Source organism: Mesorhizobium sp. CA13 (assembly GCF_020165235.1).
Classification (GTDB): domain Bacteria; phylum Pseudomonadota; class Alphaproteobacteria; order Rhizobiales; family Rhizobiaceae; genus Mesorhizobium.
On sequence record NZ_JAIUHS010000019.1, the window covers coordinates 53,857 to 74,355 of the forward strand.

Sequence of the window (20,499 nt, forward strand, 5' to 3'; positions counted from 1 at the left end):
ACGGGAGCGGGCGGGATGGCCCGAACCTCACGACTCGAAGAATACCCAGCAAACGCGGCGAAGGCGAGGCAGTTCCTGAAAAACGTGAGCGAGAGAAAGGCGCAGCGATCAAAATTTCGCCGGATTTGCGTTCGCGCCGCAGACCAGGACGGCGACCCGTTCGCCGGGTGCCGGCGCATAGCGGCCAGACAGGATGGCGCCGAAAGCCGCGGCGCCACCGGGTTCCGAGATGATCCGCACCCGGTCCCACAGCGCCTTCTGGGCGGCGACGATGTCGTCGTCGCTGACCAGGATGGAGCGTTCCACGAAGGCCTCGGCGATCGGGAACATCATCTCGCCGACACGTTTGGGCGCCAGGGAATCGGCGGCGATGCCCTCGGCCGGCGCATCGACCGGATGGCCGGCCTCGAGGGCGCGATAGAGTGTCGGCGCGCCCTCCGGTTCGACGGCGACGATGCGGATACGGCCGGCGAACCAGGCGGCGATGCCACCGATCAGGCCGCCGCCGCCGACGGCGACCAGCAAAGTATCGATCTGAGGCAGGTCGTTCTCGATTTCCAGTCCGAGCGTGCCTTGCCCGATAAGCGTTTCCTCCTGGTTGAAAGCGTGAATCTGCAAGGCGCCGGTTTGCTCGGCGAAACGTTCGCTGGCGGCCAGCGCCTCGGCATAGCGGGCGCCGCCGACGACCAGTTCGGCGCCGTAGCCGCGGATGCGCTCCAGCTTGGCCGGCGGGCTCACCTCCGGAACGAAGATGGTCGCCCTGTGGCCGAGCCGCATGGCGGCATACGCCACCGCCGCGCCATGATTGCCGCCCGAGGCCGCGACGACGCCGGCCTCGGGAACCTGCCGCTCGAGAAGATTGGTGAACGCGCCGCGCGCCTTGAACGAGCCGGAATGCTGCAGGCATTCGAGTTTGAGGTCGAGCGCCAGCGGCGGCCGGTCGAAATCGGCCATGTCGACGCGCAGCACCGGCGTGTGGCGCACATAAGGGCGGATGCGCGGTTCCATCGCGGCGATGCGTTCGCGCGTTATGGTGCTGCCGTCGGTCATGGCCATCTCCTTGGGATTGACAGTAATCAGTAACTTGGCAAAATGGCTAAATGCAAGAGGTTGATGTGTTCAAGGCGATCGCCAACGAACGAAGGCTGCGGATCCTCGATTGGCTGAAGGATCCGCGCGCGCATTTCCCGGCCCAGGCGGATGGCGATCTGGTCAATGACGGTGTTTGTGCACTGCTGATCGCTGAAAAGCTCGGCATTACGCAGGCGACGCTCAGCGAGCACATGCGTGTGCTCACCCAGGCAGGGCTGTTACGGACCAAGCGCATCAAGCAATGGACCTTCTACCGCCGCGACGAGGATAAGATCGCCGAGACAAGAGCACTCATCCAGAACCGGCTATAGGGCCGCCGTCGGCGGCTTCTATGCAAGCCAGTCGGGCATCGAATCCAGGCCGATCAGCTCGTCATAGGTCTGGCGCGGGCGCACGACGTGGAAACGATCGCCGTCGACCAGCACCTCCGGTACCAGCAGGCGGGTGTTGTAGGTGCCCGCCTGCACCGCGCCATAGGCACCAGCGGTGGCGATGGCGACCAGGTCGCCAGACTTGAGCCTTGGCAGGTCGCGGTCGAGGCCGAGATAGTCGCCGGTCTCGCAGACCGGGCCGACGATATCGACCGTCATGCGCGGCCCGTCGGCGGGCGGCAGCACCACCGGTCTTATGTCGTGAAAAGCGTCGTAGAGCGTCGGCCGGATCAGGTCGTTCATGGCGGCGTCGATGACGAGGAAATTCTTGGCATCGCCTTCTTTCGCGAAGATCACTTGCGAGACGAGGATACCGGCATTGCCAACGATCAGCCGGCCCGGCTCGAACATCACCTTCAAGCCGAGCTTGGTGACGTGCTTGCGGACGATCTGCGCATAGGCGTCGGGGAGCGGTGGCGGGTTGTTGTCGACGCGGTAGGGAATGCCGAGACCGCCGCCGAGATCGACATGCTCGATGGCATGGCCGTCGGCGCGCAGCGCGCCGACCAGTTCCACCAAAAGCGCGAAGGCATCGTCGAAGGGTTGCAACTCGGTGATCTGGCTGCCGATATGGGTGTCGATGCCGGTGACCTTGATGCCCGGCAATTCAGCCGCGCGCGCATAGACCTGACGCGCCTTCTGCCATGGGATGCCGAACTTGTTCTCGGCTTTGCCTGTCGAGATCTTCTTGTGCGTCCTGGCGTCGACATCCGGATTGATGCGCAGCGAGACCGGCGCCACCTTGCCCAGGGCAACGGCGCGCGACGAGAGCAGGTCGAGTTCGGGCTCGGATTCGACGTTGAAGCACAGGATGCCGGCCGCCAGCGCAAAGTCCATTTCACGCGCGGTCTTGCCGACGCCGGAGAACAGGATCTTGTCGGCCGGCATGCCGGCTGCCAGCGCGCGCCGCAACTCGCCTTCCGACACCACGTCGGCTCCGGCGCCGAGCCTGGCCAAGGTCTTGAGCACCGCCTGATTGGAATTCGCCTTCATGGCGTAGCAGACCAGCGTGTCGAGCCCGGAAAAGGCCTGGGCGAAGACGCGGTAGTGCCTGGTCAGCGTGGCCGTCGAATAGCAGTAGAACGGCGTACCAACGGTTGCGGCGATATCCGTTATCGCCACGTCCTCGGCATGAAGCACGCCGTCGCGGTAGTCGAAATGGTTCACGAGAGTGGTTCCGAAAAGTTGGAGCAGGGGAGGAGCGGTTTTAGCACTCTAAACCGCTCTCACCGGCTCTAGAGCAGCGGGTCGAGAATGAACTTCTTGTCCGCGACCGGTTTTTCCGGTTCCGGCGGCACAGGTTGGTGGGCCTTCTCGGCGTCCTTGCGTGCCTGCACGGCCGCCTCGTAAGGCGTGTCGAGACCGGACCTTCTGCCGCAAGCCGTAACGGCGGCAAGCGCCGCAAGCAGCGTCAGTGTCACCAAAATCCTGCTTCCGGTCATCGATCCATCCGTCCGAAACTTTTTCCGCCGCTGCTTTTAGCCGAGTTCTCGGCGCATTGCACCCTGGATATTGCCGTTGATATCCGGGATATTGCAACGGCAATATCCGGCGTCACGCCTTGGCCAGCCGCTTTTTCCAGTAGCGGATCTGCTTCCTGACTTCGGACGGTGCGGTGCCGCCGAAGGAGGTGCGGCTCTTCACCGAGTTCTGCACGGCCAGCACCGAAAAGATATCCTGGGTGATGCCGGGATGGATCGACTGCAAGTCTTCCAGCGCAAGCTTCTCCAGGCTCAGCTTCTTCTCTTCGGCCAGCGCCACCGCCCGTCCCGTGACATGATGCGCCTCGCGGAACGGCAGGCCGAGCGTGCGCACCAGCCAGTCGGCAAGGTCGGTCGCGGTAGCGTGGCCGGAGCCGGCGGCCTTCTTCATCGCCGCCGCGTTCACCGTCATGTCGGAGACCATGCCGGTCATCGCTGCCAGCATCAGGTCGAGCGTCTCGGCGGCATCGAACACCGATTCCTTGTCTTCCTGCATGTCCTTGCCATAGGTCAAAGGCATGCCCTTCATCACCGTCAGCAGGCCGACCAGATGGCCGGTGACGCGGCCGGTCTTGCCGCGCACCAGTTCGGCGGCGTCGGGGTTCTTCTTCTGCGGCATGATGGAGGAGCCGGTGGAGAAGCTGTCCGACAGCCTGATGAAGCCGAATTGCGGCGTCGACCAGATGATGATTTCTTCCGCCAGCCGCGACAGATGCGTGGCGCATATCGCCGCCAGTCCAAGGAATTCCAGCGCGAAATCGCGGTCCGAGACGCTGTCCAGCGAATTGCGCATCGGCTCGCGGAAGCCGAGCGCACTGGCGGTCTGGTGGCGGTCGATCGGAAAGCTGGTGCCGGCAAGGGCGGCCGCACCCAGCGGGCTTTCGTCCATGCGTTCGATGGCGTCGCGCACCCGCGACAGGTCGCGCGAAAACATCTCGACATAGGCCATGCAATGGTGGCCGAAGGTCACCGGCTGCGCCGCCTGCATATGGGTGAAGCCCGGCATCACCGTCGCGGCATGCTGCTCGGCCCGCTCCAGCAACGCACCGATCAGGCCCTTCAAGGCCTCGGCGACGCGAAAGCACTCGTCCTTGACCCAGAGCCGGAGATCCACTGCAACCTGGTCGTTGCGAGAGCGGGCCGTGTGCAGCCGGCCGGCGGCCGGACCGATCAGCTCGGCGAGGCGGGCCTCGACATTCATGTGGATGTCTTCCAGCCTGGTCGAGAATTCAAACGTGCCCGTCTCGATCTCTTTCAGGATCGTGTTCAGGCCGTGAGCGATTTTTTCTTGATCGGCCGCCGAAATAATGCCCGTTTGCGCCAGCATCGCGCTATGGGCGATCGAACCTCTGATGTCCTGCGCATAGAGTTTGCGGTCGAACGAGATCGACGCGTTGATCGCTTCCATGATGGCGGCCGGACCCGAGGCAAATCGTCCGCCCCACATCTGGTTGCTGGTCTTCTTGTCGCTCATGGCTATAAAACCCGTGCTTCGGAGCAGTTTTGAGAAAATGGCAGACGGAAACAGATTTTTCCCGGCCCCGCGCCTGATCCTCGCCGCCCTGGTGGCGGGAGCGCTGGCCGGCGCGGTCGCGGTATATGTCAGCGAGAGCCGGTCTGGCAACAACGCCGCGCCGCAAGTCGCCGCCGGCGACAGCAAGGACGATGTCGCCTGCGCCGCCAAGAGCGAACGCGCCAAGAAGATCGCCGCTGCCGCCACCGGCGAGGTCGCGGCCCTCTTGCCCGCCGATCCGCCGCAATCGATGAAGAGCCTCGCCTTCAACGGCCCGGACGGCAAGCCGATGACCATCGCCGACCATGCCGGCAAGACGGTGCTGCTCAATCTGTGGGCGACGTGGTGCGCGCCATGCCGCGCCGAAATGCCGGCGCTGGACGCTTTGCAGAAGGAGAAGGGCAGCGATACGTTCCAGGTCGTCGCCGTCAATGTCGATGCCGGCGACGACGTGAAGCCGAAGAAGTTCCTTAGGGACACCGGCGTCGAGGCGCTCGGCTATTACCGGGATTCGACGATGGCGCTGTTCAACGACCTCAAGACGCGCGGCCTGGCGCTCGGCCTGCCCGTCACCATGCTGATCGACGGCGAAGGCTGCCTGATCGCTCATATGAACGGCCCGGCCGAGTGGTCGGGGCCGGACGCCAAGCGGCTTGTCGAGACAGCGCTCGGGTCGTGACGGGACTGGAATCGGCATGAGCGCAATCGCGGCTTGAGCACCGCGAGGCGCCCCTGCTTATTGGCTTCGGCCGGAACCGTCGTAACGAAGTCGGTCAATTCTTCGAATGCCTCGAGCGGCGGCGGCTTGCCAGGATAGTAGCGCTGGCCGATCTCGCAGGCCCCGGCGTCCGGGAACTCACCTCAAGGACATATGGCGAGCCGCTTCTGTTAGCGGCCAGACGAGCCGTTGTTTGGCAGGGGATACACGCCCTTCAATACTTCGTGGAAGTGATGACTGACCGCCGCGTTGCACTCGCAAGCAAGCGACCGCAGGCCGTCGACCCTGCGAACGGCGATCCGGGCACGGCGCGTCTCAATGAGGCCGCCTTCTTTCAGATCGCGTATGACGCGGCTCAAATAACTTCGGCCGACTCCGAGCATTACGGCGAGCTGTTCCTGTGTCAGCGCCAGATCGGGAGTGCCTGTCCGATCGATGGCGGCCAGCAGCCATTTTGCTGTCCGTTGCTCGATCGAATGCGCGGCATTGCAGGCGACGGATTGGAACATCTGCGCCATCAGGCAGTCAGCGTACCGCGCGAACAGGTTCCGCAACGTCGACGAGCGGGACTTCGCCTCTTCAAGGTTAAGCAGGTTAATGCGAAAGAACGAACCTCCCAATTGTACTTCAGCGCGTGCGTAAGCTGGGAGCCTGCCTTGGCTGACAACTCCGCCTATCGCTCCTTCTCGTCCGACCAGAGCCGTCTCGATCGCACGTCCGTCGCTCAGCACGACAAGATAGGAGATCAGGCTTGGGCCTCGCGGGAAGTATGCATGGCGAACGGTGTCGCCAGGTTCATAAAGCAGTGTTCCGGTGGGAGCCGACCATTCCTCGAGCCAAGGCTGGAGAATGCCCCAATCTTCCGCCGTGAGTGCCCGCAGAAGATTGTTGCCGATCATGCTGGAGTCTGTGTGGGCGCGGACTTCCATTAACAATCCTCTGAACAATCGCTTGCGGCCCATATCCCAATAACCGGAGAAATGTCCACTAGTGCGCAGACGAGCAGAGCGCGAATGTCTAAAAAGTGACAGGGGTGCTGATCCAGGCCCCATCGAGCGCGAGCTGTGGCGCGTCGGCTCCAGGCGAAATGCTAGACGATCGCCTGGGCGGACAACAAAGCCCGGCGGTTGAATTCCTGGCGTGTCGCGTTCTGCACGCCGATACTGAACCCGTGCAACCAGCGTGAGATATGAACCCGGAACAACCGCCCGCTTCAGGGGCCAATCCCCTTCTCCGGCTCTACATCGCCGGAGACACGCCCGGTGCTCGTCGGGCGTTGGAAAGCCGCCTGAAAATAATCGAGGAGATGAGCGCAACCATTGAAATCCAGATTGTCGATATCCTGAAGCACCCTCATGAGGCGGAACGAGCAGGTATACTGGCAACGCCGACGCTCTCCGACGAATCTGCCGATCCCCCGCGTCGTCTGGTAGGCGATATCAGCAATATCGTTCAGGTTCTCGACTATTTCGGTTTTCGCAAGAAGGGTGATATTCATGACCGCGACGGATGAGATCTCTATCGACCCGGTTCTCGAACGCGTCAATACAGGGATCGATGCTTTTGACGACTTGGTGATGGGTGGCTTGCCGCGCGGGCGCACCACTATCGTGGGGGGCACGCCCGGCAGCGGCAAGACCGTGTTCGCCACGCAATTCCTGGCGCATGGCATCACCGATCTCAATGAAGCCGGTGTCTTTGTCACTTTCGAGGAGTCGCCAACCGAGATCGAGGTCAATATGGCGAGCTTCGGCTGGGACATCCGCGGCTGGCGAGCGGCGGACAAGCTTGTCTTCGTCGATGCGAGCCCGCGCGATCAGGATCAGGTGATTGTGGGCGATTTCGATCTCGCCGGTCTCCTGACCCGCATTCTGCACGCCAGCCGAAGCGCCGGGGCAAAGCGCATCGTGCTCGATTCGGTTACTCAACTTTTCGATCATTTCGTAGCCGAGCGAACGGCAGTGCGCCGCGAACTGCTGCGTATTGCGACCGCGCTGAAGAAAGAAGGGCTGACGGTCCTTATGACCGCCGAGCGCAACAGTGAATATGGTGAAATCTCCCGCCACCGAATAGAGGAGTTCGTCGCAGACAATGTCGTGATCCTTCGCAATGCCCTTGATCGCGAGCGCCGTCGACGGACCATAGAAGTCCTGAAAATGCGGGGCAGCCGTCACGTCGAGGGCGAAGTGCCCATAACGCTGGTCGCCGAACAGGGCATTGTGGCCGTGCCTTTGTCATCGTTGCGTCTGGAGCAGCAATCAAGCACGAAACGGGTCACCAGCGGCAATTCCGAACTCGACAAGATGTGCAGCGGCGGGTTCTTTCGCGACAGCGTAACCCTTGTCAGTGGCGCCACAGGCACCGGAAAGACTCTGCTGGTTACCAATTTTCTTGCGGGCGGAGTGGCTGCGGGCGAACGCGCCTTGCTCGTCGGCTATGAGGAGAGCCGCGGCCAGCTCTTCCGCAACGCGCGCAGTTGGGGCGTCGATTTCGAAGCCATGGAGGCGGATGGTCGGCTAAAGGTAGTCTGCCTTTATCCGGAAGCGCAGAGTTTGCCGGATCACCTTCTGATGATCCGCGAACTGGTGGCGGAGTTCAAACCCGATCGCATGGCAATAGACAGCCTGTCGGCATTGGAGCGCATCGCGCCGGAAACCGGTTTCCGGGAGTTCCTGATCAGCGTCACCTCCTTCATAAAGAAGCGCGAAATTGCCGGCCTTTGCACCGCTACCAACAAATCGCTTGTCGGTGGCCAGAGCGCTAGCGAGCAGCATATCTCCACGCTCACAGACTCAATCATTCTGCTGCGCTACATTCAGCAGGAAGAATTCATGCACCGCGGCATGATGGTGTTGAAAATGCGCGGCAGCGAACACGACAAGCAGATACGGCGCTTCACCATCGACAGCGGCGGCATGCATCTCGGAATGCCCTTTGACGGCGCGCCCGATGTATTCGGCGACTCCGCCTTGGCTAGCGCGCCGTCGACATGAAAAATGCCTTGAGCGTGGCGCAAAACGTCACCGAAATGCTGGAACCGTCCGGAGATACGTCTCTGGCCGGCATCAGCCAGCTCAGCTTTCGCCAGTTGATCGAAAATACCGCCGACGGGATGCTGGTGGTCGATTTGGACGGCACGGTGCTCTATGCCAATCCTGCGGCAGCCATAATTTTTGGACAGCCGCTTGATGAACTCCTGCACGTTCCGCTTGGCCGGCCGGTCGTCTCTGGAGAGATCGCCGAGATCACCGTTCACCGTTCCGGCCGCAAGCCGGCAGAAGTGGAAATGCGCACGGTCGAGGTTACCTGGGACGGCAGGCCGGCATTACTTGCCAGCCTGCGCGATGTCTCGGCTCAGCGATCAAGAGAAGAGAACGCACGTCAGTCACAAAAGCTCGAAGCCATTGGACGCCTCGCGGCCGGCATCGTCCATGACTTCAACAACCTGCTCGCCGTTTTCGAGTCTGGCCTTCGGCTTCTGCAGAGACAGATCGCTAAAGATCCCGCGGATGAGAAAGTCACTCCGCTGGTCGAGGAGATGCTTAGGCGGATCGAAAATGGAGGAGCGCTGACACAGCAACTGCTTGCCTTTTCCCGACGCCAATCCCTGGTTCCGGAACAGATTGATCTCAACGAACGAATCAAGGGGCTGACCACGCTGCTGGAACGGACGTTGGGGAGCGGAATCCGCGTGCAATGCAATCTGGATCCGGCCTTGGGCCCCGTCCTCATCGATGCGAACCAGCTCGACATCGCCGTTCTTAACCTTGCCGTGAACGCCCGGGACGCAATGAATGGCAGTGGCACCCTCACGATCGAGACCAGCAATTTTCCAAATGATCTGGAGGATTTGCGTGCAGCGGCGGCTTCATTCGTTCGCGTGACAATACGCGATACCGGCTGCGGAATGAGCAAGGACACCCTGGCGCGCGTTTTCGAGCCATTCTTCACAACAAAATCGGAAGGGCAGGGTACGGGACTGGGGCTAAGCCAAGTTTACGGCTTCATCAAGCAATCCGGCGGGCATGTCCGAATCGATAGCGAAATCGGCCGGGGAACAAGCCTGCACCTCTACTTGCCCCGCGCTTCTGGAAGCTGAGGGGAGGCAGACCTGGCGCTCGGCCGTTCGTCACCATGCTGACCGACGGCGAAGCCCCGTGTGAACGGGCCTGTCGAATGGTCGGTCCGGACGCCAAGCGGCTCGTCGACGTGGCGCTCAACCCGTCAGGCTGAAGGGGCGTTGTCATGTCAGTGTTGTCATGTGCTGTTAGACACCGTCCGTCGGTGAGGTCGCTGACCGTCTCGAGACAGATCCCTGGTACATCAATTCAAACAGCAAGCCGCCATGCAATCCTTTCCGGGTCACTTCCATCGGGAAGTGAACGCTACTTTAGCCGGAAGTGAAGTGCGCTTGCCCGCAACAAAACCGTTGTCCGCTGCGCGCGAACGACACATAGTGCCATTGCGGGAGTGCCCCTTTCGCCAATGACAAGCAATGAAAACGGGAGACGAAACATGAAGTTCTTTGGCTTCGCGGCCGGTGTCGCCGTGACCCTGCTTTCCACAACCTCCGCCTTCGCCGTCACGCAGATCAGCTGGTGGCACGCCATGACCGGCGCCAACGCAGAGGTCGTCGACAAGATTTCCAAGGATTTCAACGCCAGCCAGGGCGACTATCAGATCGTTCCGGTTTTCAAGGGCACCTATCCCGAAACGCTGAATGCCGGCATCGCCGCCTACCGCGCCGGCCAGGCGCCCGACATCATTCAGGTGTTCGATGTCGGCACCGGCGTGATGATGGCGGCCCGGGACGCGATCAAGCCAGTGGCCGAGGTGCTGACCGGCGCCGGGATGAATTTTGACAAGAGCCAGTATCTGCCAGGCATCGTCGGTTATTATTCGACGCCGGACGGCACCATGCTGTCCTTCCCCTACAACTCCTCCTCGCCGATCCTCTACTACAACAAGGACATCTTCCAGAAGGCGGGGCTCGACGTGAACAACCCGCCCAAGACCTGGAACGAGGTGTGGGAGGATGCTAAAAAGATCAAGGCGAGCGGCGCCGCCGCTTGCGGCTACACCTCGACCTGGCTGACCTGGATTCACCTGGAAAACTTCGCGGCGTGGAACGATGTGCCTTGGGCCACGCAGCAGAATGGCCTGGCCGGCGGTGATGTCGAACTCAAGATCAACGCGCCGATCTTCGTCAAACATTTCCAGGCGCTCGCGGATCTGGCCAAGGACGGCACCTTCAAATATGGCGGGCGCACCTCCGAAGCCAAGCAGATATTCCTCGCCGGCGAATGCGGCATCTTCACCGAATCCTCGGGCGGCCTGGGCGACATCGTCAAGTCGGGCATGAACTACGGCATTGGCCAGTTGCCCTATGACAGCGACGCCAAGGGCGCGCCGCAGAACACGACGCCGGGCGGCGCCAGCCTTTGGGTCTTCGGCGGCAAGTCCGACGAGGAATACAAGGGCGTCGCGGCCTTCTTCGCCTATCTGTCCAAGACCGATGTGCAGGAATATCTGCACCAGAAATCGGGATACCTGCCGGTGACGCTCGCCGCCTATGAGGCGACGAAAAAGTCCGGCTTCTACGACAAGAATCCCGGCCGCGAGACGCCGATCCTGCAGATGACGGGCAAGGCGCCGACCGACAATTCGAAGGGCGTGCGGTTGCCGAACCTGCCGCAGGTGCGCGACATCCAGAACGAGGAGTTCGAAAAGATGCTTGCCGGCCAGGAAACCGCCCAGCAGGCGCTCGACAATGCGGTCACGCGCGGCAACGCGGCGATCAAGGAAGCGCTGGGGAATTAGGGCGCGGCGAGCCTATCGAGTTATAGCCCTTGCTTTACGAGGCCCTCCTCCGCCCTGCCGGGCATCTCCCCCTCAAGGGGGGAGATCGGCTGTCGCGACCGTTTTCGGAAATTGCCAAGGCTGGAGAATGGCAGCCGTCGCAGGAACTGCCAATCTTCCTACAAGAGGAGGAGATGCCCGGCAGGGCAGGGGGGGGCGCGGTAGCATGCCGTTCGGTTGACTATTTCCACGCCGGAGCGGCGCATTGACTCCGCGCGTCGTCTTTCCCAACAAGGTCTTGCCCTACCTCCTGGTGGCGCCGCAACTAGCCATCACGCTGGTGTTCTTCTACTGGCCGGCCGGGCAGGCGCTCTACCAGTCGATGCTGCGGCAGGACCCGTTCGGGCTGAGGAGCAGGTTCGTCTGGTTTGCCAATTTCCGCAAGGTGCTTGCCGATCCGGCCTATCTCAACTCGATCAAGGTCACAGTGGTGTTTTCGCTTGCGACCGTGATCGTTGCCATGGGTGTGGCGCTGCTCCTTGCCGTCATGGCGGAAAAGGTGGTGCGCGGCAAAGGCCTCTACCGCACGCTGATGATCTGGCCCTACGCGGTGGCGCCGGCGATCGCCGGCATGCTGTGGCTGTTCCTGTTCAACCCATCGATAGGCTCGCTGTCCTATCTGCTGAGACGTTTCGGCGTCGCCTGGGATCCGCTGCTCAACGGCACCGACGCCATGATCCTTCTGGTGGCGGCGGCCGCCTGGAAGCAGATCAGCTATAATTTCCTGTTCTTCGTCGCCGGGCTGCAGGCGGTGCCGAAAACGCTGATCGAGGCGGCGGCGATCGACGGCGCCGGCGAAACCAAGCGCTTCTGGACCATCGTCTTTCCGCTTTTGGCACCGACGACGTTTTTCCTTTTGGTCGTCAACACCGTCTATGCCCTGTTCGACACGTTCGGCATCGTCCACGCCGTCACCGGCGGCGGGCCGGGCAAGGCCACCGAGACATTGGTCTACAAGGTCTACAATGACGGCTTCGTCAATCTGATCCTCGGCGATTCGGCGGCGCAGTCGGTCATCCTGATGGTCATCGTCATCGCGCTCACCGCTATCCAGTTCCGCTACGTGGAACGCAAGGTTCATTACGGCTGAGGAGCGCGATGATCGGCCAATCCCCGTTCCGCATTTTCCTCGCACATGCCGTGCTCATCCTCGGCATACTGATCGTCGCCTTTCCGATCTACTACACGTTCGTTGCCTCGACGCAGACGCTGCAAACCATCCTCAGGCCGCCACTGCCCTTCCGGCCGGGCAGCGAGTTCTGGAACAATTACGGCGAGGCGCTATTCGGCGGCGTCGGCCGCATCGGCGGGCTCGGCGTCGGCAGGCTGCTCCTCAACTCCACGATCATGGCGCTCGGCGTCGCGGTCGGAAAGATATTCATTTCGATCCTGTCGGCCTACGCGATCGTCTTCTTCCGTTTTCCGCTGCGCATGACTTTCTTCTGGCTGATCTTCATCACCCTGATGCTTCCCGTCGAGGTGCGCATCCTGCCGACCTACAAGGTAATGGTCGATCTCGGCATGGTCGACACCTATGCCGGACTGATCATCCCGCTGATCGCCTCGGCCACCGCAACGCTGTTGTTCCGCCAGTTCTTCATGACCATCCCGGGCGAATTGGTGGAGGCGGCGCGCGTCGACGGCGCCGGCCCATGGCGCTTCTTCTTCGATATCCTGTTGCCATTGTCGCGCACCAATATCGCGGCGCTGTTCGTCATCCTTTTCATCTACGGCTGGACGCAGTATCTGTGGCCGCTGCTGGTCACCAACAGCAACGATATGAACACCATCGTCATCGCACTGAAGAAGATGGTTTCCTTCGCCGATGCCGACACCCAATGGCATTTGGTCATGGTCACGGCGATCCTGGCAATCTTGCCGCCAATCCTGGTCGTGGTGCTGATGCAGCGCTGGTTCGTGCGCGGACTGGTCGACACCGAAAAGTGAGAAGCCGATGGCGACGGTCGATCTGAGGGACGTGAAAAAGGTCTATGCCGGCGGCGTCGAAGCCGTGAAGGGCGTCTCCATCGCCATTCCCGACAAGCAACTTTGCGTGCTCGTCGGCCCGTCCGGCTGCGGCAAGTCCACGCTTTTGAGGATGATCGCCGGGTTGGAGACCATATCTTCCGGCACGGTCGCTATCGACGGCAAGATTGTCAACTCGATTGGCCCGACCGAGCGCGACATCGCCATGGTGTTCCAAAACTATGCGCTCTATCCGCATATGAAAGTCTACGACAACATGGCTTACGGGCTACGCAATCGCGGTACGCCCAAGGACGAGATCGACAGCAGGGTTCGTTGGACCGCCAAGGTGCTGGAGCTTTCCGCGCTGCTTGACCGACGCCCGCGCGAGCTTTCCGGCGGTCAGCGCCAGCGCGTCGCCATGGGCCGCGCCATCGTGCGCAATCCGAAAGTCTTCCTGTTCGACGAGCCACTCTCCAATCTCGATGCCAAGCTGCGCGGCCAGATGCGGGTCGAAATCAAGAATTTGCAGCGCTCGCTCGGTGTCACCTCGGTCTACGTCACCCATGACCAATTGGAAGCGATGACGTTGGCCGATATCCTCGTCGTCATGAATGGCGGATTGGTCGAGCAGACGGGCGCGCCACTCGACATTTACGAAAAGCCGGCCTCGACCTTCGTCGCTTCTTTCATCGGCGCACCGCCGATGAATCTTCTGTCCCTTTCGGGTCTGGCGCTGACCAGCAGCAAGACGATCGACTTTGCGCCTGCGAATGCCGTCATGCTCGGCTTCCGTCCCGAGGATGCCGATGTCGCCTTGGCGGCCGAGGCACCGTCCGGTGCGCTCGTGCTGCCGACAATGGTGGAGGCGGTCGAGCCGGTGGGAGCCGACAGCTTTCTTCACTGTGCGGCAGGCGGCGACCGCATCGTCGTGCGTGTGGCCGCGCGCGCAACAGCCAAGCCCGGCGACCAGTTGCGCGTCGTGGTCAAGGCCGAGAAACTTCACTGGTTCGATCAGGCTGCAAAGAGGGTCGACTGACGCCAATCTTGCATGCTGATTAGACTAACGAACGAGTAGACGGTTGACGATTGCCCACTGATTACAAGCTCACTTGCCTGCCTCTTATTTTTTGGGAAACTCAACCTCACCAAGCGCGGCGTGTTGCGGGGCGTCTGAAATAAGCCTCGCCCATATGCCAACATGCGATTGCGGATAGGTTCCTAGTACCGCCTAGACAGCGCCCGCTCCGGTTCGCCGGGGCGGGCCTATTTCGCTTCAGAACCTCACGCTAAGGTTTGCCTTTGCGCCGTGGTCGTGTGCTTGGCTGGCGAACTGGCCGGTATAGGAGACGCCAAGCGTGGCGCTGTCGCTGATGGCGAAGTCGAGCCCGGCTTCGAGAACGGCCGCATCCTCGGCGATTGGCACGCCGGCGACGGTGAATGATGAGCCATCAGCGAATGCAACGGAAGCCAGCGGAGTGGTGTCGCCGAAAGCGTGTCTCCAGCCGAGCGTGCCGCTGGCGGTCGCCTTCATGCCGCCGAACGTAAAGGCCGATGAGACGTGGACGCCGAGCGTGGTGAAGGTGGCGTCGGTTGTTGCACTGCGGACATCAAGTGCCGCGGCGCCGCCTTTTTCCCTGAAGCCGTCGGTGTGCAGGCTGACATAGGCGAGATTGGCGAAGGGCTCGAAGGAGACGGCGCCCGTGTCGATCTTGTAGCCGGTCTCGCCGAAGGCCTGGAAGGTGCCGGCACTATAGTTCCCTGTCAGGCTGTCGCTGAAGCCAGGAAAGGCCACCAAACGGTTCGTCTCGATATCGTGCCATGTATAGGCGATGCCGCCGGTGAGGCGCAGCGCGTTCCACTTGCCGCCGCCGTAAAGCCCGAGGTGGTAGTTGTCGCTCGAACCGGATGAGGCGCGGTCGTCGACATCAAAAGAGGAATGGCTGTAGCCGGCAAGCAGGCCTAGCCGGATGTTCGCAGCGATAGCGCCGTCGATGCCGGTCAGGAAGCCGCCGGTGGAGCTATCCATGCCCGCCGCGTTGCCGTCGCCGTCGAAGGAGCCCCAGGCCCCGAAGACCTGGCCCCAGGCGACCGTGGCGCTGCTGTCGGCAGAGGCCGGTCGCGCGCCGTCCGGCCCATAGGCGAGCAGGGGCATGTCTGTGCCCGTGGCATCGCCGAAGGCCGAGCGGATGCGGTCATTGACGGCATCGCGCACGAAATGGCTGTCCTCGATCAGCGCCGACTTCACCGAGGCATGGATCTCGCCCGAGAGGGAGTCGAGGGCGGCGCGGGCCTGGTCGGCGCTGAGGTCGGCAATGGCGCTGTAGATGGGCGAACCGGCCCCCGTGCTCTCGGCACCGCCGCCGGTGGCCTTCTGGTTGAAGGTCTGGCCGATACTGGAGAAGCTCGCATCGTTGCGCTTCATCGTCAGATAGACGTTGTTGGCGTCATAGACGAGCGAGGGATCGAGAAAGGCGAGGTTGGAGGTGATCCCGGCAAAGGTGCCTGTGCGCCCGCCATTGGCGGTCAGGATGGTGTAGTCGGTCTGTGGAGCATAGCTGCCCGCCCCGGCCACGACCTTCACCGTGCCGCCATTGATGGTTGCCGTGCCGGTGGCGACGGTCTTGTCCGATCGCCCGTCCGCATCGATCTCGACCTCGTAGACCGAACCGGGGCCGAAGGCGACACTGCCAGCGACGTTGATCGTGCCGATCGAATTGCCCGGCGCCAGCGTACCGCCCGAACCGATCATCGTGTTGCCGATCGTGCCAATGCCGCCCAGGATGCCGCCCGTGGCGAGCGTGACATCTCCCAGGGTCGCGCTCGCATGGCTGCTGTCGCCGACAACCAGCTTGCCTGCATTGACCATCGTGCCACCGGTAAAGGTGTTTACGCCGTTCAGCGTCAGCGTGCCCGAGCCGGTCTTGATGAGCGAGCCGCCTGTGCCTGCCGTTCCGTCCTGGATGACGCCGCCGATCGTCTCGTTCGTTCCAAGGCTGCCGAGCGTCAGCACCTTCGATCCGAGAAGGATATCGCCGTCGCCCGACAGCGAACCGATACCGATACCGCTGCTTGTCAGGCCGGAGATATCCACCCGCCCGCCGGCATTGTTGACGATCGTCGCAGCATCGGCGGTGCTGCTAAAACCGAAGTAGATCGCACCATTGTTGTCGATTGTGGCGCTACCAGCGGATGCGCTGTCGTTAAAGAATAAAGCGCTGCGCGAATTGGCGACGTAGATCGCCGCCGTCCCGGCGCTCGCCGAATTGATGAACCCGAGGTTCGCGGAACCCGCGCTGATGGCATCGATACGGATCGGTCCCGTGCCGTAAGCCCCCGTCACCGAGGCGAACGTGAACCCCTGCGAAACCGTGGTGCCGCCGCTATAGTCGTTGGCGGCCGAGAGCATAAGTGCGCCCGCACCGGTCTTGGTCAGGCCGCCGGAACCGGTGACGCTCTGCGAAATCGTGAAGACATTGCCAGGATCGGCGATATCGAAGCCACCGCCGTCGGGGCCCAGGACGATGTTACGTTCAGTGGAATTGAACGTCGCCCCGCTCACCCGTAGAGTGCCGCCGTCGATGGTCAGCGCGCCCGAGGTCGCGCCGAGGTTGGCGTCCGAGGAAACGGAAAGAACGCCGCCCAGAAGCTGCGTTCCGCCTGTATAGGTGTTGGCGCCGCTGAGCGTCAACTGGCCGCCGCCGACCTTCTTGAGCGTATTGCCCATACCATCGACGATGATCGAGCCGACGGTTGTGGTCACGCCGTTGTCGATGTTGAAGGTGCCGGCCGAGCCGCTTGCCGGGTCAAGCGCCAGCGAGCCGCCGGTCAATGTGTAGCCGTCAGTCGAAAACTGCAGCGTATCGAAGCCTTGCGTCCCGTCGACCGTCACCGTGCCGGCGCTGCCCGCGAACACGCCGACCGAATCGCCCCAGCCGCCATTGGCGCTGCCGGTGTCGTTCGTCCAGTTGGTCGCGAAACTCTGCCACGCTCCGGTGCCGCCATCGATCGTGCCGTCGGCGACAGGATCGCCGCCGTCCCAGAACTGCATGGTCTGGCCGGTGCCGAGCACCGCCAGATTGACCTGATGGACGATATTCGTCCGGATATCGGGATTGTTGGGGGAAAGCGGCGTGAAGCCGCCGGTGCCGGTGAGTGTACCGCTGGCGAACGAGCCCGACAGCGTACCGCCGTAGTTGAACAGCCTGTAATAACCCGCCGCCGCCACGTGCGCGTCGAGCGTACCGCCGAGCGCAAGGTTGCCGGTCACGGTCACCAGATCGTTGGATGCGCCGCCCGCCACGCCCGGTGCGCCGAGTTCGAACACCGAGGTCGAACCCGCGTTCAGCGTCAGGTCGCCGGCGAACGTCAACATGCCGGGGCTGTTGCCCGCCGACAGCGTGCCGTAGATATCGGCGTTGCCGACCGTGCCACTGCCGGCCAGCGTGCCGCCGGCCTCCACCGTTGTCAGCGAAGACGCCGCGATCGAGCCGTTGACGATCAGCGAACCACCGCTGACCGTCGTGGCGCCGGTGTAGCTGTTGGCGCCGGACAGGGTGAAGGTGCCTGTACCAATCTTTGTCAGCGAGCCCACGCCGCTATAGCCGATATCGCCCGCGAAAGTGGTGCTCGTGTTGTTCCCACCCGTCGTCAGCGTCACACCTGGGTTGAGCCATATGCGCGTGCCCGCAGCGCCAGCGAGCGAGCCGATCTGCTGGTCGGTGATCGCCTGAAACTCCGACCCGGCTCCGGTCAGGTTGACAGCCGCCGTGGGAGACAGGGCGTCGGCCGCAAAGACGCCGAATTGGGCACCGTTGGAGATGTTGATGGCGGAGGAATTCTGGAGGGAACCGCCAGAGGCAACAAGCATCAGGCCGTGTTCGACATTCGTCGCACCTGAATAGGTGTTGGCCCCCTCCAGTTGGAGGATGGCTGCCCCGGTCTTGGTCAGGCCACCTGAGCCGGACACCGTGCCCCCAAAGCTGTTACTCCCTGTATTGTCGACGGTCAGGGTCGCTGTGCCGAGAGCGATGTTCGTCCCGGCATTCCCGGCCAAGCCCTTGATGGTCTGATCGAAGCCGCCAAGGTCCCAGGTGCCTATGATCAGCTGAACGCCGGACGAGGATGCGAGCGCGTTGGCCGCACCCATCCGAATTGCGCCTCCCGAGAGGGTCGTTCCTCCTGTGTAGCCCTGTACGCCTGACAGGGTGAGGACGCCGCCGTTTGACTTGGTGAAACTGCCGTCTCCCGATATGGTCCCGGAATAGGTTCCGGACGTGGCCTGGGCGAAGACGACGTCGCGCACACCGGCTCCGGTCGCGAAGGTCAGGTCGCCGCCCATGCTATCGGTGCTGCCGGTGAGGGTTCCTTCACTGATCGCCCAGTTCTGGCTCCCGATGCCCCCCAGCGTCCAGTTGGAGGCGCCGGTTTTCTCGAAGGTCGAGAAGCCTTGATATTGTGCCGCCGCGCCGACCCCGGAGACATCGAAATTCCCATTGGTGCTGCCGCCGAGCCGGAACGTATCCGAGCCGGTGCCTGCCACATTGCCGTTGATGACGGAGCCGGCCTGCAACTCCAACACATTGCTGCCGCCGGTGAAGGTGATGGCGTTGGCCCGAACGGCACCAGGGCCGTCAAGTTGCCCCGATATAGCGCCGCTGTTGATGATCGCCAGGTTCGAGCCAACGACACCGGCTCCGCCCGCGCCAGCGGTGCCGCCGCTGACGGTGCCGCCGCCGCCGATAATCGTCCCGCTGTTATCCAGCGTGCCGCCGTTGGCGAAAAACACGCCTGTGCCGCCATTGCCGCCGGTACCGTGGCTGGAGCCGCCATCTCCGCCGGAAATTAGACCATTGTTGTGCAACTCGCCGCTGTCCATGAAATGGACGCCTATGCCACCAGTCCCAGCCGCTCCCGGAGTGGCACCAACAACGCCCGCCGATCCGCCATCGCCGCCCCTGCCGCCTGTGACCGTGCCGCCGCTGTTGGTGAATACGGCTCCGGGAGCGGTGAACAACACACCTCCGCCGCCGTCGCCACCGAAGCCACCGGAGTCGGGGTAAGGGAGACCAAGATAGATGCCCGACGTCCCACCATTGCCTCCGGCTCCGCCGTTAATCGTCCCGGAATTGATGCTGATCCCAGGTCCGAGCGCGACGGAGCCGTATCCTCCGGCACCGCCACCGCCGCCACCGCCCGCCCCGCTTGGCGCATTGCTGCCGTCGCCGCCGTTTCCGCCGTTTCCGCCGGTCGCTATCCCGGCATTGGAAATCGTTGCCGTTCCGGGGCCATTCCCGTTGTAGCCACCGCCGCCACCGCTGCCACCGCCCCAAATGGAAGTCGCATTTTGGCCCGGCTGACCGTTAGGGCTAACAGCGGTTCCACCAAGGCCGCCTGGAACCTCGGCCCCGGTCTCGCTACCACCGGCACCGCCAGCGCCGCCACCCGCGCCGCCACCCCCGCCACCTGCAGAGCCGAGCCCATCGGTACCGGGATTGCCAGTATAGCCTGCGCCGCCACTCGTCAGATACCAGCCCCTGCCCGTGCCGCCAGCCCCACCGCCGGCCCATGCGGGAGACGACGCGAGATCGACCAAAGCCAGACATGAGACACCCGCAAGTAGAAAAGGCGGCGCGAATAAAAACAAATCTCTGCTGTTTGACATCCGCCGCCCTACATCCAAGCCGATAAATCACCTCACGGCGCGGAACCTACGTCGATAGTTGCGCCGACTGCAAGCAAAAGTGCGACGGGACAGTCGCTCGGGCACTCAAGATGGTCGCCGCGGGCGTTTGTCGAGTTATCGTGGCGCCCGGCCATGTGCGGCGTCATTTTTCGGTTTCGCTCATGCCCTTGCTTGCCCCAGCCGGTTGAATATTTCGACCTGGCGCTCACTTGCTCTGCGAATCGGCGAGGAGGCGATGCATATCCTTCGGACTGCGTGGTTCCTTGCCGAAACGGGCATTGAAATCGGCGGCGAACTCGGCCGCATAGGCATTGACCGCCTCGATCGTGCTGATGCCGCCCTGGCGCAGTTCCTTCACAAGCCGGTCCTGCAGCGTCTGATTGGCGCGTTCGACTCTGCCTTTGGCCTGCGAAGTGTTGGCGCAGATGATGTCGATGTTCAACTCGTAGAGCGCGCGACCGAACTGCGTCAGGCCACTCGTTCGATCCTTCTCCGAACCATGCGTCGTGCGAAAGACGCCATGCTTGTCGCTGTAGAAGGAGATCGGCTTGCCCCATTCCTGCAAATACGCCTTGGTGGCGATCAAGTAGTCGAACGTGTTCTCGGAACCAGCAAAGCGCAGATGCAGCAGCCTGCCCGTCGCGTCGTCGATGTAAACGAGCAGGGCGCATTTAGATGTTTAGTCCCGGCATTTGCTGGAGCGGATTTAGTCTGAAGCGTTCGGGCTGAGTGGTCCACGCCTTGCAGACGAATTC

15 protein-coding genes and 1 pseudogene are annotated in these 20,499 nt (G+C 62.5%); 9 read left to right on the forward strand and 7 right to left on the reverse strand.

Features of this window, described 5'->3' with window-relative positions; all coding sequences use genetic code 11:
- Positions 1 to 108: 108 nt before the first annotated feature.
- Positions 109 to 1,050 (reverse strand): threonine/serine dehydratase, encoded by a 942-nt coding sequence (locus LB566_RS28735; protein WP_224629366.1) that lies wholly within the window; start codon positions 1,048 to 1,050, stop codon positions 109 to 111.
- 50 nt (positions 1,051 to 1,100) lie between these two features.
- Here LB566_RS28735 and LB566_RS28740 point away from each other — a divergent pair, with 50 nt between their 5' ends.
- Positions 1,101 to 1,403, forward strand: coding sequence for an ArsR/SmtB family transcription factor (locus LB566_RS28740; RefSeq protein WP_224629369.1), 303 nt, complete (start codon positions 1,101 to 1,103; stop codon positions 1,401 to 1,403).
- Between the two features lie 18 nt (positions 1,404 to 1,421).
- Here LB566_RS28740 and lysA read toward each other — a convergent pair whose 3' ends face one another.
- The 3 genes from lysA to argH all read right to left on the reverse strand — a co-directional run bounded on the left by lysA (position 1,422) and on the right by argH (position 4,478).
- Complete coding sequence (gene lysA / locus LB566_RS28745) at positions 1,422 to 2,690, reverse strand: diaminopimelate decarboxylase (protein ID WP_224629371.1); 1,269 nt, start codon at positions 2,688 to 2,690, stop codon at positions 1,422 to 1,424.
- Positions 2,691 to 2,758: 68 nt separating this feature from the next.
- Positions 2,759 to 2,965, reverse strand: a complete 207-nt coding sequence (locus tag LB566_RS28750; protein WP_140525432.1) for a lipoprotein — start codon at positions 2,963 to 2,965, stop codon at positions 2,759 to 2,761.
- A 112-nt stretch (positions 2,966 to 3,077) separates the two neighbouring features.
- Entirely contained in the window at positions 3,078 to 4,478 is a 1,401-nt protein-coding gene (gene argH / locus LB566_RS28755; RefSeq protein WP_224629374.1) for an argininosuccinate lyase, read from the reverse strand.
- Between the two features lie 37 nt (positions 4,479 to 4,515).
- Between argH and tlpA the strand changes: the two genes are divergently transcribed.
- Complete coding sequence (tlpA, locus tag LB566_RS28760; protein ID WP_224629376.1) at positions 4,516 to 5,196, forward strand: thiol:disulfide interchange protein TlpA; 681 nt, start codon at positions 4,516 to 4,518, stop codon at positions 5,194 to 5,196.
- 209 nt (positions 5,197 to 5,405) lie between these two features.
- Here tlpA and LB566_RS28765 read toward each other — a convergent pair whose 3' ends face one another.
- Positions 5,406 to 6,164 (reverse strand): Crp/Fnr family transcriptional regulator, encoded by a 759-nt coding sequence (locus LB566_RS28765; protein WP_140553267.1) that lies wholly within the window; start codon positions 6,162 to 6,164, stop codon positions 5,406 to 5,408.
- Between the two features lie 260 nt (positions 6,165 to 6,424).
- Between LB566_RS28765 and LB566_RS28770 the strand changes: the two genes are divergently transcribed.
- From LB566_RS28770 to ugpC, 7 genes are all read left to right on the forward strand, one after another.
- On the forward strand, positions 6,425 to 6,748 hold the full coding sequence (locus tag LB566_RS28770; RefSeq protein ID WP_140553265.1) for a circadian clock KaiB family protein: 324 nt from the start codon (positions 6,425 to 6,427) through the stop codon (positions 6,746 to 6,748).
- A complete protein-coding gene (gene kaiC, locus LB566_RS28775) occupies positions 6,732 to 8,228 on the forward strand; it encodes a circadian clock protein KaiC (protein WP_224629378.1) in 1,497 nt (498 codons plus the stop codon). The genes LB566_RS28770 and kaiC overlap by 17 nt, the downstream gene beginning before the upstream one ends.
- Positions 8,225 to 9,334 (forward strand): two-component system sensor histidine kinase NtrB, encoded by a 1,110-nt coding sequence (locus tag LB566_RS28780; protein ID WP_224629380.1) that lies wholly within the window; start codon positions 8,225 to 8,227, stop codon positions 9,332 to 9,334. The genes kaiC and LB566_RS28780 overlap by 4 nt, the downstream gene beginning before the upstream one ends.
- A gap of 416 nt (positions 9,335 to 9,750) precedes the next feature.
- Positions 9,751 to 11,055, forward strand: a complete 1,305-nt coding sequence (ugpB, locus tag LB566_RS28785) for a sn-glycerol-3-phosphate ABC transporter substrate-binding protein UgpB (protein ID WP_140553261.1) — start codon at positions 9,751 to 9,753, stop codon at positions 11,053 to 11,055.
- Positions 11,056 to 11,299: 244 nt separating this feature from the next.
- The gene (ugpA, locus tag LB566_RS28790) at positions 11,300 to 12,184 is read left to right on the forward strand and encodes a sn-glycerol-3-phosphate ABC transporter permease UgpA (protein ID WP_140553259.1); all 885 of its coding nucleotides are present in this window, start codon (positions 11,300 to 11,302) and stop codon (positions 12,182 to 12,184) included.
- Between the two features lie 8 nt (positions 12,185 to 12,192).
- Positions 12,193 to 13,041: a sn-glycerol-3-phosphate ABC transporter permease UgpE gene (ugpE, locus tag LB566_RS28795; protein ID WP_140553257.1), complete on the forward strand. Its 849-nt coding sequence runs from the start codon at positions 12,193 to 12,195 to the stop codon at positions 13,039 to 13,041.
- Positions 13,042 to 13,048: 7 nt separating this feature from the next.
- Positions 13,049 to 14,098 carry a sn-glycerol-3-phosphate ABC transporter ATP-binding protein UgpC gene (ugpC, locus tag LB566_RS28800; RefSeq protein ID WP_224629382.1) on the forward strand — a complete coding sequence of 350 codons (1,050 nt, stop codon included), beginning with the start codon at positions 13,049 to 13,051 and terminating at the stop codon, positions 14,096 to 14,098.
- 237 nt (positions 14,099 to 14,335) lie between these two features.
- On the opposite strand, the gene LB566_RS28805 is transcribed toward ugpC, so the two are convergent.
- Positions 14,336 to 19,075, reverse strand: a complete 4,740-nt coding sequence (locus tag LB566_RS28805; protein WP_263498419.1) for an autotransporter domain-containing protein — start codon at positions 19,073 to 19,075, stop codon at positions 14,336 to 14,338.
- 880 nt (positions 19,076 to 19,955) lie between these two features.
- A pseudogene (locus LB566_RS28810) lies at positions 19,956 to 20,417 on the reverse strand (ISNCY family transposase); the annotation flags it as partial.
- Between the last annotated feature and the right edge of the window lie 82 nt (positions 20,418 to 20,499).